The following is a 14,767-nucleotide window of genomic DNA, read 5'->3' on the forward strand; positions in this document are numbered from 1 at the left end:
GCGCGGATCTCACGCGCCCGTCATTCCCAGTTTGATCATCTGATGGCGCAGTGCGTGGCGGCTGATCTTCAACAACCCGGCCGCCTCCTTGAGATTGTTCCTGGAGGCCGCCAGCGCCTGCTCGACAAGCTGACGCTGATAGGCTTCGGTCGCGGCGCGAAACCCCATCGCCAGATCGATTCGGGCAGTTGGATGTTCCGCACAAGCCCCGCCCCGGACGGTTCGCAGGATTCGGTCCGGCAGGTGATGCGGCGCGATCACGTCGTCATCCTCAAGAATGAAGATGCGCTCGATCAGGTTTTCCAGCTCGCGAACGTTTCCAGGCCACCGGTATTGCAGGAAGATTTCGGCGGTTTCCGCTGCAAGCCCCTTGATGGTCCGCCCATACCGCCCGTTGTATTTGGCGATGAAATAGTCGGATAATTTCAACACATCGTCGCCCCGCTCAGCCAGCGCGGGAATGTTGATGGCGACGACCTGAAGCCGGTAGTAGAGGTCCTCACGGAAGTTACCGGCCACCACCTCCGACAGGAGCACCTTGTTGGTCGCCGCGATAAAACGCACGTCGACGGCGGTGGTCCGCACCGCGCCAACCCGGCGAAATTCATGGGTGTCGAGCAGGCTGAGCAGCTTGGTCTGCAGCATCGGCTCCATTTCCCGGATTTCGTCCAGGAAGATGGTGCCATGGTTTGCCGCCTCGACCAGCCCGACCTTGCGATCGATGGCGCCGGTGAAGGCTCCCTTTTCGTGGCCGAACAATTCCGATTCCAGCAGGCTTGAGGGAATCGCGGCGCAGTTGATATCGACGAACTGTTTCGACGCCCGGCTGGACAAGCGGTGCAGCATGCGCGCGACCATGCCCTTGCCGGTGCCGGTCGGCCCGTAGATCAGCACATTCTGCGCCGGCGAGCGCGCAACCCGCTCGATCAGCGCACGCAGCGCCAGGATGCTCGGATGATCACCGATCAGGTCATTCTGATAGCCCGTCATGCACGTCCCTTGCCGCGCCTTGGACGCGCCAACCGCGCTCACAGGGCGAACCGTTTCCACTTCCCGAGACATGGGGTTCCCTCGTGGAAATATAGACACCGATCACGCCAGGAATAAACCACCGAGGAAATGGTTTGCGCTTCGGCACCTTGTGCATGCTGACACACCGGTGCGGAACGGCCCTCGTCGTCCGCATGCCGGGCCATCAGCCGCATGACCTCCGTCACCTCGCCGGAAAGCCGGGGCAGGGCACTGGAGAGAAACGCCAGACGGGTTTCCGAATTGGCGGCGACCCGATCGTCCTCCGGCGGCAGCGTATCGCCGGCCAGAGCCTTGGACACGAAGTGGTTGGTGCGCAGAACCCTGTTCTTCTGCTCCACCGCAACCTGCCGCGCGCCGAGCTCAACTGCCGCCACCGCACCGCCGGCATCGGCAAGAACCAGCGTCCCGCCGCCGGCATGGGGCACCGAGCGGATGAAGGCGAGTGCCTCGGCCACGCTGGCACAGCTGGCGAGGATCCGGTTCATCAGGAAGTACCGCAGCCAGCCCATTTTATGGGTTTTTGCGCCAACCTGGGTATCGGCCAGCATCAATCCGCGCCCATTCATGCCGCTGGAATAGGCACCGGGACTGCCCAGGCTGCCAACGCACAGCATCGACCCGGTGGCGATGTCCGGCCCGGTATGGCGAAAAACGGTCTGCACCCCCAGATGGGTTCCGGAAAAATCCCGGTTCTTGGCGACGACCGGGCCGGCCTCGCCGGCGCCAATGGCAAGCGCACTACAACCATCGCCGTCAAGCGGGGCTCCATCGAGCATGGCGCCCTCGCCAAGGTCACCGACGATCCGCAGATGCAGATGGTCGAACAGGTCGTCCATATCGAGGCCGAAGCCTTCGGCGATGCCGGAAAGCTCCGCCAGAGACCAGGGATCATGCATTTCGGCGAAGCGCCGCTGTGCCACAAGATAGGCGCGGACCTCCTCGTTGAAGGCGCCGGCACGGCGGGCCTGCGCCACCCGCGCCACCGTCGCGGCGATGACCTGCGCCGGCGCGACGTCGCCCGCCTCCGCCTGACCGAGACCGCGTTGCCGGCTGTCGCCGCGCAGATCGAGGGCTTGCCCCTCTTCGATCCTGACCGCCTCCATCAACACCCCTCCGCGCGCGATGCCGTCTCCAGAACGGACAGGTTCTCATGCAGCCGGTGGCAGGCCACCCTGTGCCCGGGTGAGACTTCCTCCGGCACCGGCGCCGCGTGCTTGCAGGCATCGGTAGCCAGTGGACATCTTGTGTGAAACTTGCAGCCCGGTGGCGGATCGAGCGGCGAGGGAAGGTCGCCGGTCAGGCGCACGCGCTGGTGATGTCCGGGCGCATCGACATCGGGCACCGCCGACATCAGGCTCTGGGTGTAGGGGTGGCGCGGCCGGGCCAGCACATCGCTCGCCGGCCCCATTTCGACGATCTCGCCGAGATACATCACCGCGACCCGGTTGCTCAGATAGCCGATCACGGAAATGTCGTGGGAGATGAACAGGTAGGTCAGGCCCATCTCGTCCTTCAACTCCAGCAGCAACTGGATGATCTGCGCCTGGATCGACACATCGAGCGCCGACACCGGTTCGTCGCAGACGATGAATTCCGGATGGCTGATCAGCGCCCGGGCAATGCCGATCCGCTGCCGCTGACCGCCTGAGAACTGATGCGGATACCGGTCGAGATGTGCCGCGTTCAGCCCGACCTTCTCAAGGATGCCCACCACCTGATCGCGCATCTCGGACCGGCTGGCCGCCAGCCCGTGCAGACGCAGCGGCAGCCCGACGATATCGGCCACGGTCGAACGCGGATTGAGCGAGGCATAGGGGTCCTGAAAAACGATCTGCATGCGCCGGCGCATGTCCTTCAGGGCGCCGGCGGACAAGGCGGTCACGTCGGTGCCATCGAACAGCACACGGCCTGCGGTCGGTTCATGCAAACGCAGCACCGCGCGCCCGAGCGTGGACTTGCCGCAGCCGCTTTCGCCGATCAGACCAAGGATCTCGCCTCGATCGACGTGAAACGAGACATCGTTGACCGCCCGAACGGAAAAGGGCTCGACCCCGGTCAACCGATTGGCAAGGCTGCGCCGGCCCTCATAGACCTTCGACAGGTTCTCGACCTGCACCAGCGGATTTGTCAGGGATGTCATGCAACCGCCTCCTCCGCGATGGCAATGCAGCGCGCCCGGCGACCGGGCCCGGCAGGGCGCATTGCGACAGTTTGCAGACAGCTGTCCATCCGTTCCGGGCAGCGCGAATAGAAGCGGCATTGGGGTGGCAGTCCGACAAGGTTCGGAACCTGCCCCTCAATCGGCCGAATTGGCTGACCACGCATGGACAGCCTCGGGATCGAAGCGAGCAGACCGCGCGTGTAGGGATGGCGCGGATTGGCGATGACATCGACCGTCGCTCCCTCCTCCACGACCTGCCCGGCATACATCACCATCACCCGATCGCAATGCTCCGCCACCACGCCAAGATCATGGGTGATCAAGACAACACTCATCCCGAGCCGGGCACGAATGTCGGAAATCAACTCCAGCACCTGCGCCTGGATCGTCACATCGAGCGCTGTGGTCGGCTCATCGGCGATCAGGAGCTTCGGTCCGGGCGCCAGGGCAATGGCGATCATGATGCGCTGGCGCATGCCGCCGGAAAACTCGTGCGGGTATTGACCCAGACGGCTATCCGGCGAGGGAATGCCGACAAGCCGCAACATCTCCACCGACTTCTCTCGGATCGCGCGGCGCCGCGCGCCGCCGCGCGCCGGCAGGTCCTCGTCGTGGGCATTCAGCATCTCTGCCAATTGCTCGCCCACGGTCAGCGCCGGATTGAGCGCCGTCAGCGCGTCCTGCATGGTCATGGAGATATCGCGGCCGCGAATGGCCCGCATGTCACGCGGACCAAGGCCGATCAGATCCCGGCCGTCGAAGCGGATCCGCCCTCCGGCGATCCGCCCCGGCGCGCGAACCAGCCCCATGACGGAGGAGAAGGTCACGCTCTTGCCCGAACCGGATTCACCGACAACGCCAAGGCATTCGCCGCGCCGCACGGTAACATCCACCCCGTCGACCGCGCGCACCGCGCCTTCGCTCGTGTCGAAAACCGTACGCAGGTCCTCAACCTCAAGCAGGATATCGTTCTGGGACATGGTCACTCCTGAAACCTCGGATCGAAGGCATCGCGCAATCCCTGGCTGGCCACGTTGATGGCGAGCACCAGCAGGAGGATCGCCAGGCCGGGGAAGGTGCTGACCCACCACGCGCCGAGAATGAAGGCGCGGCCATCGGCAACCATCGAGCCCCAGGACGCGGTCGGCGGCTGCACACCAAGACCGAGAAAGCTGAGGCTGGCCTCCAGGATGATCACATGGGCGATGCGGATGGTTGAAACGACGATCACCGGCGACAGGATGTTCGGCAGGATTTCCCGCGCCATGATATGCGCCGAGGAGGCCCCCAGCGCCCGGGCCGCCTCGACATACTCAAGCTCCCGGGTCGCCAGGGTCTCCCCGCGCACCACCCGGCAGGGGATCACCCATTCCTTGTAGGCCAAGGCCAGGATGATGTTGACGAGGCCCGGTCCCATCATCGCCATCAGGCCGATAGCGAAGATCAGGTAGGGGAAGCTCAGCAGGATATCGACGAGACGCGAGATCGTCACATCCACCCAGCCGCGGAAATAGCCAGCGGCCAGCCCGGCGGCGATGCCGACCGTGGTGGCGACGAAGATCACCGCCGCGCCGATGAAAATCGAAATGCGCGAGCCGTAGATGATGCGCGACAGGATATCCCGCCCCAGCGCATCGCAGCCCAGCAGATAGCTCCATTCGCCCCCCGCCTGCCAGGCAGGCGGTTGCAGCCGGCGGAAGAGATCCGTCTCGTTCGGATCGTGCGGCGCGATCCATGGCGCAAAGATCGCCAGCAGCACGAACAGGAAAACAACTGCAACGCTCGCCATCGCCAGACGATTGGCGGCGAACCGCGCAAGGTTGCGTCGGAAGATCGTTTGCCCAGCACCGGACGCGACGGCGACCGGACCTGCATCGATGTCGGCGACCGTCACAGCTTCACCCTCGGATTGAGCGTTGTGTAGAGAAGGTCGGCGATGAAGTTCAGCAGCACATAGGTCACCGCGTAGAACAGCACCGCCGCCTGGACGAGCGGGTAGTTGCGCAGAAAGACGCTCTCCACCACCAGCCGGCCAAGCCCTGGCCAGCCGAACACGGTCTCGACGATCATGTTGCCGCCGAGCAGCGAACCGGTTTCGATGGCGGCGACCGAGACGGTGGGGATCAACGCGTTCTTGAGAGCGTGGCGGAACAGGATCCGGCCACGCCTCAGCCCCTTGGCCTCGGCAAAGACGATGTAATCCTGCCGCATCACCTCAAGCATCGATGTGCGGGTGACCCGCATCAGAATGGCCGTCATCGGCAACCCAAGGGTGATCGCCGGCAACAGGATATGCTTCAGCGCATCCCAGAATGCGTCCGGCCGGCCGCGCAACAACGTGTCGATCAGGAGGAAATGGGTGATCGGCTCGATCTCGCTGTCAAAACCGATCCGGCCGGAGACCGGCAGCAGTTGCAAATGCACCGCAAACAGCATCAAGAGCAGAATGCCGAACCAGAAACCGGGCAGGGACACGCCAAGCAGCGACCCGACCGTGGCCATCTTGTCGAGGATGGAATTGCGCCGGATTGCCGCCAGCACACCGAGCGGAATTGCCGTCATCAGGGCGATGACCAGAGCCACCAGGCTCAGCTCGATGGTCGCGGGCAACCGCTCGACGATCACATCGAACACAGGTCGGCGATGGTAGAAACTGGTTCCGAAATCGCCCTGCACCGCATTGCCGAGGAACACCAGAAACTGACGATGGACCGGCAGGTCCAGCCCCAGATCCTCGCGCATCGCCTGTTCCTCTTCCGGCGTAACGCTCTGATCCCCGATCATGATGTCCACCGGATCCCCCGGGGTAAGCGCCATCATCAGGAAGACGATGACGCTCACCCCAAGCAATACGGGGACGAGATGGAGCAGCCGTTCAGTGAGCTTGCCCAGCGACATATGCTTGTCCCGTCCGTGTTATGGGTCAGTCGACGCAAGCGTCGTGCAGGTTGATGCGGCTGTCCGCGCTCGGACGCCATCCCTTCAGGCGCTTGGAAACGCCGTAGATGTCCTGCGGCACCCAGAGATAGACATAAGGCAGGTCGGCGTTGACCATCTGCTCGGCCTTGCGGTAGAGCGCCGCCCGCTTTTCCGTGTCCAGCTCCACCGCTGCCTCGTCCAGCAGCCGATCCAGTTCGGGATTGGCATAGCCGGCGGAGTTGCCACGGTCATTGGTGCGGTGGGTCGGGGTGAAGATGTCGAACGGATCGAGCGAACCGTTGCCCCAGGAGGTGAAATACATGTCGCCGGACTTCGGACCGCCCTTGGTGCGCCACTTCTGGGTCATCTGCGCGCCCTCGCCCACCGCGACCCGGGTGCGGATCCCCGCCTTGGTCAGCAGGGAGGCAACCGCCTCGGCGATATCCTTGTAGGCCCCGACCGTATCCATGGTCACGTCAATGCCGTCCGGGTAGCCGGCCTCGGCCAGCAGAGCCCGGGCCTTGTCCGGATCGTACTCGTAGCGCGGCAGGTCGGTGCTGGCGGCAAAGGCATCCGGCGACAGGATGCCCTCGATCCGGGCGGCATTACCGCCAAGAATCCGGTCGATGATCAGATCCTTGTCGATCGCATGAGCAGCGGCACGGCGCACCTTGGCATCGCCGAACAGCTCCCCTTCCATGTTCATGGCAATGAAGAAGCTCCGGGTCCCGTTGACGGTCATCACATCCGTGCCCGGGTTGTTCTTCACCTGCTCGACGGAGAAGGGCGGCAACTCGTTGATGATGTCGACGTCGCCGGAGAGCAGCGCGGCCACCCGAGACGCGGATTCGGGAATGATCTTGAAGATCGCCCGGTCGACACAGGCCTTGCCAACCGGCTCAATGGAGGCGGCGCCGCCATAGTAGTCGTCGAAGCGCTCCATGATGATGGCATCGCCCTTGCGCCAGGCAACCAGCTTGAACGGACCGGTGCCGTTCACCTGGGTCGCCAGACCTTGCGTTCCGACCTTTTCTACGAAGGCCTTGGAGACCACTTCCTGAAACGGCAACATGGCCGGCAGGATCGGCCAGGGCTCGGACAAGGTAATGCGCACCGTGTTGCCATCGCGCACCTCAACCGACTGTAACGGCCCCAACAGGCTCTTGCGCGGGCTGGTCTGGCCCTCGCCCATTGCCCCTTCGGCCGTCAGTCGTTCGAGGGTAAAGCGAACATCCTCGGCGGTCAGCGGCGAGCCATCGTGAAAGGTAATGCCCTCCCGAATCCGGAAATCATAGACCGTCGGCGACACCATGACGAAGGCTTCGGCGATTTCCGGCACCACCTTCATCTCCCCATCGCGGGTCAGGAGGCCGTCATACATGTTGCGGATAATGGTCTCGGTTTCGCGATTGCGGTGATTGGCCGGGTCCAGCGTATGCGCATCCAGCGTGAACCCGACCCGCAACTCGGCCGCTTGCGCAGCGGTGAGCGATAAGGCCAGAGCCGTCGCCGACGCAAACAGTATCCGTTTCAGTTTGACCATCCTAGCTTCCTCCCATCGATGTTCTGGCCGGCATCGGTGCCAATGAGGCCGCACATTGCCAGCTTTCCCCATCTACGCAAACCTCGTGCCAAATTATCACCTCCGGAACGAGTTATTTTTTTATTATTTTTCAGAAGCTTAGATCCAACCTATTCATACCCCCCGCAAAACGTCGAGAGTTACGCGCGATTTACACGCTCATGTAGATTTTTCACGCACGCACATTCATCGAATGGAAGCAGTCCCTGGCAAGACGCGTTGGCGCTTCACCATCCCCCTGACCTTCCGCTGAGCGGGTCCACCGTTATGGTTAGGAAAACGGAGGATTCGAAATGGCGAACAAGCGCGATAAGCTAGAGGAAATTGTTACTGAGCTGCGGTAGGTTGAGGTTCTTGTCCGGCAGGGAATGGCGCGTATCGATGCGATCCGGGAGTTCGGAGAGGCGACTGAGTGCAAGCTTGGCTCACTCTTCACCATGTTGCCCAAGGGATCATCTTCGTTTCCTCGCCTTGGGAAATCGATGGAAGCGACTCCAAAGACGGGGGACACGCCAGTTCGACTACATCGAGATGTTCTACAATCCGAAGCGCAAGCACGTCAGGAACGGGATGCTGTCACCCGTCGAGTTCGAACGGCAGCAGGAAATGTAACACGAGGGTGTCCACCAAACTCGGGGCTATTCAGATCGAGACTGCGGCGCTCTCAAACCTGTCGATCACCCCGGCGGGTCGCCCCTTTCGCAGGGGCGGAGAGCGTAACATCCCCGCCCGGTGGACACCTTGACGGGGGCCGCTCTCAAGGCTCATCCGCCGAGGATCAGGCGCGGCAGGGTGAGAGAGAGTGCTGGCAGGAAGGTCGTCAGCAGCACCACCGGCAGATAGGCCAGGAAGACGAACACCAGCGTTGGCAGAAGCATGCGTGCGAGCGGCACATTGCCGATCAGCCCGGCGAAATAGAGGATCGGCGCCGTTGGCGGCGTGATCAGCCCCATTCCGAGGTTCGTGGCGATGATCGCCGCGAATTGTACCTGATCGACGCCTGCTTGTTGCATCACTGGAAGCAGCAGCGGGGCGGCCAGCAGGATGCCGCTGACATCCTCCATGAACATCCCGACGATCATCAGGAAGATGTTGGCCATCAGCAACAGGATGATCGGGCTCTCGCTGACCGCCAGGAAGCTTTCGAGAATCTGCTGCGGCACGTCTTCCAGCGTCCAGACCCGGCCCAGCATGGATGCGAAAAAGATCATCAGCAGCAGCACGCCGGTGGTGCGCCCGGCGCGCCAGATCACGTCCGCCAGATCGCGCCAGTCGATGTCGCGATAGAGATAGATCGACACGGGAATGGCGTAGAGTACCGCCACGGCGGCAGCCTCGGTGGGGGTGGTCACCCCGCCATAGATGAAGCCCAGGATCAAGACCGGCATCACGAGGCCCATGCCGGCCCTGCGGCCGCGCCGGGCCACTTCGCGCGCGAACTGGCGGGCGTCGACCGATGGCGGCGTCACCAGCGGCATGCGCCGGGTCAGCACGCGATTCCAGAACGCCAGCAGTGCGCACAACAGAAGACCCGGCACCACCGGCGCCAGAAAACTTGCCAGGATCGAGGTGCCGGTGACCCAGCCGAACAGGATCATCGAGGCGCTCGGCGGGATCAGCAGCGCCAGCACCGCCGAAGCCGAGACCAGCGCCGTGGCGTAGCCCCGGTCATAGCCTCGGGCCTCCATGCGCGGGATCATGATCGTGCCGATTGCCGCCACCGCCGAGGAGGCCATGCCGGAGATGGCGCCGAACACCGCCGTTGCCAGGATCACCACGATGCCGAGCCCGCCGCGCATTCGGCCGACGAGGCTGTCGGCAAGATCCACGAGCCGTTCGGCGATCCCGCCGCGGCTCATGATGCTGCCGGCCAGAATGTAGAGCGGAATGGCGATGACCACGATGGAGGAGAGTTTCGAATAGCCCGCTCCGACCAGAAAGCTGGCCGAGCCGAAATCGCCGAACAGCACGAGAAATAGAACCGCGCCGGCGAAACAGAAGGGCACCGGCACGCCAATGACAAGAAGCAGGGTCAATAGGAGTGCATCGTAAATAATGATGTCGCTCACGCCGTAGCCTCCTCGTCGGTCGCGGGGCCCAGCACCAGGCGGCGCAGCCGCTCCAGCAGCTCGACCACGAAGTAAAGCGTCATCAGGCTGAGGCCGACCGGTTTGATTGCGTAGACCCAAGCCATGGGTAGGCCGGTTTCAAGCGACATGGTGCCTCGGCCGATGGTGTAGTCGAGGTACTGCCAGGCCCACAGTGACATCCAGCCGGCAAGAACCACGGTGATCAGTCCGGCGAGAACGCTGAGCGCTAGGCGGGCCCGACCGACGGGCAGCACCAGGTCCACGAGGCTTGCCGAGATATGGCCACGTTCCCAGGCGCCGTGGCTGGCACCGAGGAAGTAGAGATAGACTGCGACGAAACTCGCCAGCTCCTCGATCCCGAAAATCGAGATGCCAAGCACGTAGCGGGTGAAGACCTGAACGGCGATCAGCAGTGTGAGTGCCGCGCCGCAAACCACGAGCAAGATCCGCTGCACGCGCAGCGTCCAGTTCCATGCCGTCAACGCGCCGCCTCGCAGAAAGCGGGGGGTGTTCACCGTGTCCGGCGCGGCGGCGAGCGGCGAGGCCCTGACACCCGCCGCTACGGTTTCCGTTTCCGTCTCGTTCTGCATGTCTGGGCGTCCTCCCGATCGCCGTGTCACTGCCCTGCGACAAAAAGCGGATCGCGCGGTGGCCGCGACGATCCGCTCCGTCTCCCGAATGGTGTTCGGATTACTCCACGCCGAGCGAAGCCTTCAGCTTGTCGAACGTCTCCTCTCCGAGTTCGTCGGAGATCTCCGGCCAGACGTCGCGACGCACGATCGCGGCCAGTTCCTCAAGCTCCGCCTTGTCGAAGGTGACCACGTCGATGCCGACCTCGCGCATTGTCTCCAGGGCGGCGGCGTCGGCCGCCGCGACATCCTCGAAACGTTCGGCGCTGACCTGTTGCGCGGCCGCCAGCAGCACCTTGCGATCCGCTTCCTCTAGGTTCGCGTAGGTGTTGGCATTGACGATGAACCAGTCGCCCTCGAAGTGGGTGTTGTACTGGACCCACGTCCTGGTGATGTCCTCGAAGGATTCCAGCGTCATGTTCGCGGTACCGCCGACCTGGCCGTCGACCACGCCGGTCTGCATGCCGGTGTAGAGTTCCGCCCAGGGCACCGTCGCGGTGTTGTAGCCCAGACGCTCCAGCAGCACCCGGTGGGTGATGCCGCCCGGCCACACCCGCACCTTCAGGTCATGTTTGGCGTCGAAGTCCTTGACGTTCTCGACCGGCTTGGCGAAGCCCGCGCCGCCCATGCCGGCGCCGAACACACCCAGTGGGGTCAGGCCCTGCGGTTCCAGAACGTCGTTGACGATGGAGAAGACTGCGCCGCCGGGCGACAGCGATTCCCGGGCTGTGTCGTAGTCGATGAAGGCATAGGGAAACCAGGTGATGGCGAGGCGCTTGTCGCTGCTTGTCGCCAGCGGCTGCATGGCCATGTCGACCGCGCCCTGAATGACCTGTTCGTATACCTCCGTCCAGTCGCCAAGCTGGCTGGCGGGATAGACCTTGATCTTGATGCGCCCTTCGGTGCCCTGTTCGACCAGATCGGCAAAGCGCAGCGCCGCCGTCTCACCCTCGGAGCCGGGCTTCTTCAGGGTCGACAGACGCAGGGTTTCCGCCTGAACGCTGCCGCTCATCAGCACCGCTGCGGTCGCTGCGGCAATCGCATAGGTGGCGAGTTTTTTCGCGTGATGTCTCATTCGGGTGCTCCTCCAGCATTGCCCCGCTCTTTCGCGCCAGTGCGGCGCGGCCTCCGTGAGCGAAGATTGTGTGACCATACAAAACGATCAATCAAACGCTATCAGTGATTTTTTTGGTCCGTCAATCGGAGATTTAGGAGATTTTATGAAAGAATCTGGCGCGCACCCGATATTGCGTCGCGTAAGATATCGTGCTTGTCTGGCTATTGTCCGGTATTTACGTCAGACAAAAAGCGGTGCTATGCCATGGAGTGGAAGGTCTGGCGGTCGAGGGCGACACGCGAGCGGTGAGAGGCGCAAGGCGAGACGGGCGAACCACCTGGCGGCGTGGCTGACGGCGCAAGGGTCCGTCGACGCGATGGGGCGAACGGCCAAACGGGTGCAAACCGGTCGAAAGGCCAGACAGGGGCGTGCCGGTCGAAAAGACGGAGAAGAGAGGAGAGGGCTGCTGTCCGCACTGTTCGACAAGACCGCGTTCACTGACGCGGAGACGCCGATCTACCGTCAGATTGCCAACGCCATTGCCGCGAAGATCGCATGCGGCGAGTTGGTCGCCGGGGAACGTTTGCCGCCGCAACGTGACATCGCGCGTCAGGCGGGCGTGAATCTGACCACGGTCACCCGCGCCTTTGCCGATCTGCAAGAGCGGGGCCTGGTCACGAGCCGTCCGGGGCGGGGGTCAATGATCGCCGAGGGGCGGGAGGCGGCGCGTTTCAAATCCGCGCCGCTGGATGAGCAGGGCTACATCGACCTATCGGTGAACCGGCCGGCGACGACCGGCTATCTGGAAGCGCTGGGAGCGCTCTTGCCGCGCCTGCCGGAAGACCCGCGTTACGCCGCGCTGCAGGATTTCCACGAACCGGAAGGCCCCGACTGGGCGCGCGAGGTGGTCGCCGGCTGGCTCGCCACGCAGATCGGGAGTGAGGCGCCGCCTCAGCGTCTGCTGGTGACCAACGGCGCGCAGCACGGACTGTCTTGCGTGCTGTCGGCAATCGCGCGACCGGGCGACGTCATTCTCGCCGACGCAGTGACCTATCAGGGCATCGGCGCACTGTGCCGGTCGCTCGACCTCGTTCTGAAGCCGGTGGAGATGGACGGTGAGGGCATGCGGCCCGACGCCTTTGCTCGTGCCTGTGCGGAACTGACGCCGCGCGCGGTGTTTCTGGTGCCGACGCTGCATAATCCGACCACCGTCACGCTGGCCGGCGACCGCCGTCGTGCCTTGGCCAAAACCGCCCGGAGCCATGGCGTTCTGCTGATTGAGGACGATGTCTACCGGCCGCTAAAGGACGATACGCCCCAGGCTTTCGCAGCCAGCGATCCTGACATCACGATCCATCTGGGGAGCTTTTCCAAGAGCATCGCTCCAGGGCTGCGCTTCGGTGCGGTGCTGGCGCCGTCTGCCTTGGTCGGGGAGATCGCGGCGATGCTGCGCATCAATTGCTGGAGCACTGGGCCGCTGACGGCGCTGATCGCCGCACGGATGATCGAGGACGGGGACGTGGGGCGGATCCTGGAGGGGCAGAAGCGCGAGTTCGAAGCGCGGCAGGCGCTGGTTCGCGACGTGCTGCATGAGATCGATCTGGTACAGGACCCGCAGGCGCCCCACGCCTGGGTGCATCTGCCGGAGCCGTGGCATGCCAATGCCTTCGTGCGTGCGGCGGGACTGGCCGGTGTCGGTGTGCTGTCGGGCGAAGCTTTCGCCATCAGCCGCAATGCCGTGCCGCATGCGGTGCGGATCAACGTCGGCGCGGCGCGCTCGCGCGCGCAGCTGCGCGAGGCGCTGACGCGCCTGCGCAAGGTGTTGCGGGACGGCCGACACCTGCTCGAGCCGGTGATCTGATCCGCCGAGAGTTTCCGTGAGGGCGGGGCGCTCGGGGGCGCGATTTTCAGGATTTTTTGAAAGCGGGAGGGATGTCCATGGCAGGGGCGTCGGACACGGAAGTGCTGGTGATCGGCGGCGGAGCCATTGGCCTGACAATTGCCTTGCGGCTGGCGGATGACGGGCGCGCGGTGACCTTGCTGGAGCCCAATGAGCCGGGCTCCGGCGCCTCTTACGGCAACGCCGGTACGATCGCCGAATATGCCATCATACCGGTCGGCACGCCGGGGGTGCTGCGAAACCTGCCCGATCTGCTGTTCAGCCGTGTTTCCCCGCTTTCGGTGCGCAAGGCGGCGCTGCCCACGCTGTTTCCCTGGCTGCTGCGTTTTGCCTATGAGTCTCTGCCGGGGCCCATGCGCCGCAACGTCGCCGCGCTGGCGCCTCTGCTCGCCGAGGCCTCCGCAGGGTGGCATGAACTGTCCGCGCAGATCGGGGCGGAGGATCTGTTCCGCCACAATGGCTGCGTTTACGCCTATACCTCAATGCGCGATTTCAAGGCTGCGGAAGCGGACATTACGTTGCGTGGCACTTACGGTATCGCGCAGGAGTTGCTGTCGAGCGACGCGTTGAGCCGGCTGGAGCCGCAGTTGCCGCCCTTCGAGGGGGGCGCGGTGCTGTTTCCCGGTGCGATGAGTATGACGGATCCGGGTGAGGCGATGCGGCGTCTCGCGGTGGCGGTCACCCAAGCGGGCGTGCGCATCCTGCCCCGGCGGGCCATACGGCTGGAACGCCAGAGCACCGGCGTGCGGGTGACCACACCCGAGGGGGCCATCACCGCGCGCCGCGTCGTGATCGCGGCCGGTGCGCATTCCAGGGCGCTTGTGGCGCAGGCCGGCGAGCGGGTGCCGCTCGACACGGAGCGCGGCTACCACATCGAGTTCGATATGCCGACGCCGCTCTTGTCGCGTCCCGTCTCGCCCACCTCCCGGGGCTTCTACATGGTGCCGATGCAAGGGCGTTTGCGTATTGCCGGGCTGGTGGAACTGGGCGATCTGGCCGCGTCGGCGAACGAGCGGCGGTTTGCCCAGTTGGAGGAGGGCGCGCGGACCTTCTTCCCTGATCTGGGCAAGCCGGATCGGAGCTGGCTGGGCTTTCGCCCGTCGATGCCAAATTCGGTGCCGGTCATTCGTCCGGTGCGGGGCGCGCCCGACGTGATCCTTGCTTTTGGCCATGGCCATCTGGGGCTGACGCTGGCGCCCGTCACCGCCCGCATCGTTCGCGATCTGGTCGCCGGGCGCGCGCCGGCCAATTGACTTCGCTGAAGCTGCTCCCTGATCATCGGACAGGATCTGGCATAATTTAAGCTCTTCGTTGCACTTGCTGATCGGTGCCGGCATCGTCAAGGCAGATGGCAAGCCGAAGTTCTCATTCCACGCGCTTTCTCATGCCGCCGCCTC

General features: G+C 64.0%; 13 protein-coding genes. 3 read left to right on the top strand and 10 right to left on the bottom strand.

Features of this window, described 5'->3' with window-relative positions; all coding sequences use genetic code 11:
* Nucleotides 1–9: 9 nt before the first annotated feature.
* From LC062_RS06825 to LC062_RS06855, 7 genes are read right to left on the bottom strand one after another with little or no spacing between them, the layout of a single operon-like run.
* Nucleotides 10–990 (bottom strand): sigma-54 interaction domain-containing protein, encoded by a 981-nt coding sequence (locus tag LC062_RS06825; RefSeq protein WP_224910275.1) that lies wholly within the window; start codon nt 988–990, stop codon nt 10–12.
* A 38-nt stretch (nt 991–1,028) separates the two neighbouring features.
* Nucleotides 1,029–2,135, bottom strand: coding sequence for a C45 family autoproteolytic acyltransferase/hydolase (locus LC062_RS06830; RefSeq protein WP_224910276.1), 1,107 nt, complete (start codon nt 2,133–2,135; stop codon nt 1,029–1,031).
* Nucleotides 2,135–3,163, bottom strand: a complete 1,029-nt coding sequence (locus tag LC062_RS06835; protein WP_224910335.1) for an ABC transporter ATP-binding protein — start codon at nt 3,161–3,163, stop codon at nt 2,135–2,137. The genes LC062_RS06830 and LC062_RS06835 overlap by 1 nt, the downstream gene beginning before the upstream one ends.
* A gap of 5 nt (nt 3,164–3,168) precedes the next feature.
* A complete protein-coding gene (locus tag LC062_RS06840) occupies nt 3,169–4,173 on the bottom strand; it encodes an ABC transporter ATP-binding protein (protein ID WP_224910277.1) in 1,005 nt (334 codons plus the stop codon).
* Between the two features lie 2 nt (nt 4,174–4,175).
* Nucleotides 4,176–5,087: an ABC transporter permease gene (locus LC062_RS06845; RefSeq protein ID WP_224910278.1), complete on the bottom strand. Its 912-nt coding sequence runs from the start codon at nt 5,085–5,087 to the stop codon at nt 4,176–4,178.
* Complete coding sequence (locus LC062_RS06850; RefSeq protein ID WP_224910279.1) at nt 5,084–6,091, bottom strand: ABC transporter permease; 1,008 nt, start codon at nt 6,089–6,091, stop codon at nt 5,084–5,086. The genes LC062_RS06845 and LC062_RS06850 overlap by 4 nt, the downstream gene beginning before the upstream one ends.
* 25 nt (nt 6,092–6,116) lie before the next feature.
* On the bottom strand, nt 6,117–7,655 hold the full coding sequence (locus tag LC062_RS06855) for an ABC transporter substrate-binding protein (protein WP_224910280.1): 1,539 nt from the start codon (nt 7,653–7,655) through the stop codon (nt 6,117–6,119).
* Between the two features lie 420 nt (nt 7,656–8,075).
* On the opposite strand from LC062_RS06855, the gene LC062_RS21555 reads away from it, so the two are divergent.
* Nucleotides 8,076–8,306: an IS3 family transposase gene (locus tag LC062_RS21555; RefSeq protein ID WP_404829691.1), complete on the top strand. Its 231-nt coding sequence runs from the start codon at nt 8,076–8,078 to the stop codon at nt 8,304–8,306.
* A gap of 152 nt (nt 8,307–8,458) precedes the next feature.
* Here LC062_RS21555 and LC062_RS06865 read toward each other — a convergent pair whose 3' ends face one another.
* The 3 genes from LC062_RS06865 to dctP form a co-directional block, all read right to left on the bottom strand.
* Nucleotides 8,459–9,763 carry a TRAP transporter large permease gene (locus LC062_RS06865; protein ID WP_224910281.1) on the bottom strand — a complete coding sequence of 435 codons (1,305 nt, stop codon included), beginning with the start codon at nt 9,761–9,763 and terminating at the stop codon, nt 8,459–8,461.
* Nucleotides 9,760–10,374: a TRAP transporter small permease gene (locus tag LC062_RS06870; RefSeq protein ID WP_224910282.1), complete on the bottom strand. Its 615-nt coding sequence runs from the start codon at nt 10,372–10,374 to the stop codon at nt 9,760–9,762. The genes LC062_RS06865 and LC062_RS06870 overlap by 4 nt, the downstream gene beginning before the upstream one ends.
* A gap of 100 nt (nt 10,375–10,474) precedes the next feature.
* On the bottom strand, nt 10,475–11,488 hold the full coding sequence (dctP, locus tag LC062_RS06875; protein WP_224910283.1) for a TRAP transporter substrate-binding protein DctP: 1,014 nt from the start codon (nt 11,486–11,488) through the stop codon (nt 10,475–10,477).
* A 358-nt stretch (nt 11,489–11,846) separates the two neighbouring features.
* On the opposite strand from dctP, the gene LC062_RS06880 reads away from it, so the two are divergent.
* Nucleotides 11,847–13,331: an aminotransferase-like domain-containing protein gene (locus LC062_RS06880; protein ID WP_224910284.1), complete on the top strand. Its 1,485-nt coding sequence runs from the start codon at nt 11,847–11,849 to the stop codon at nt 13,329–13,331.
* Between the two features lie 77 nt (nt 13,332–13,408).
* The gene (locus LC062_RS06885) at nt 13,409–14,623 is read left to right on the top strand and encodes an NAD(P)/FAD-dependent oxidoreductase (RefSeq protein WP_224910285.1); all 1,215 of its coding nucleotides are present in this window, start codon (nt 13,409–13,411) and stop codon (nt 14,621–14,623) included.
* Nucleotides 14,624–14,767 lie beyond the last annotated feature (144 nt).

The organism is Stappia indica, from assembly GCF_020177335.1.
In the GTDB taxonomy this organism is placed as follows: Bacteria; Pseudomonadota; Alphaproteobacteria; order Rhizobiales; family Stappiaceae; genus Stappia; species Stappia indica_B.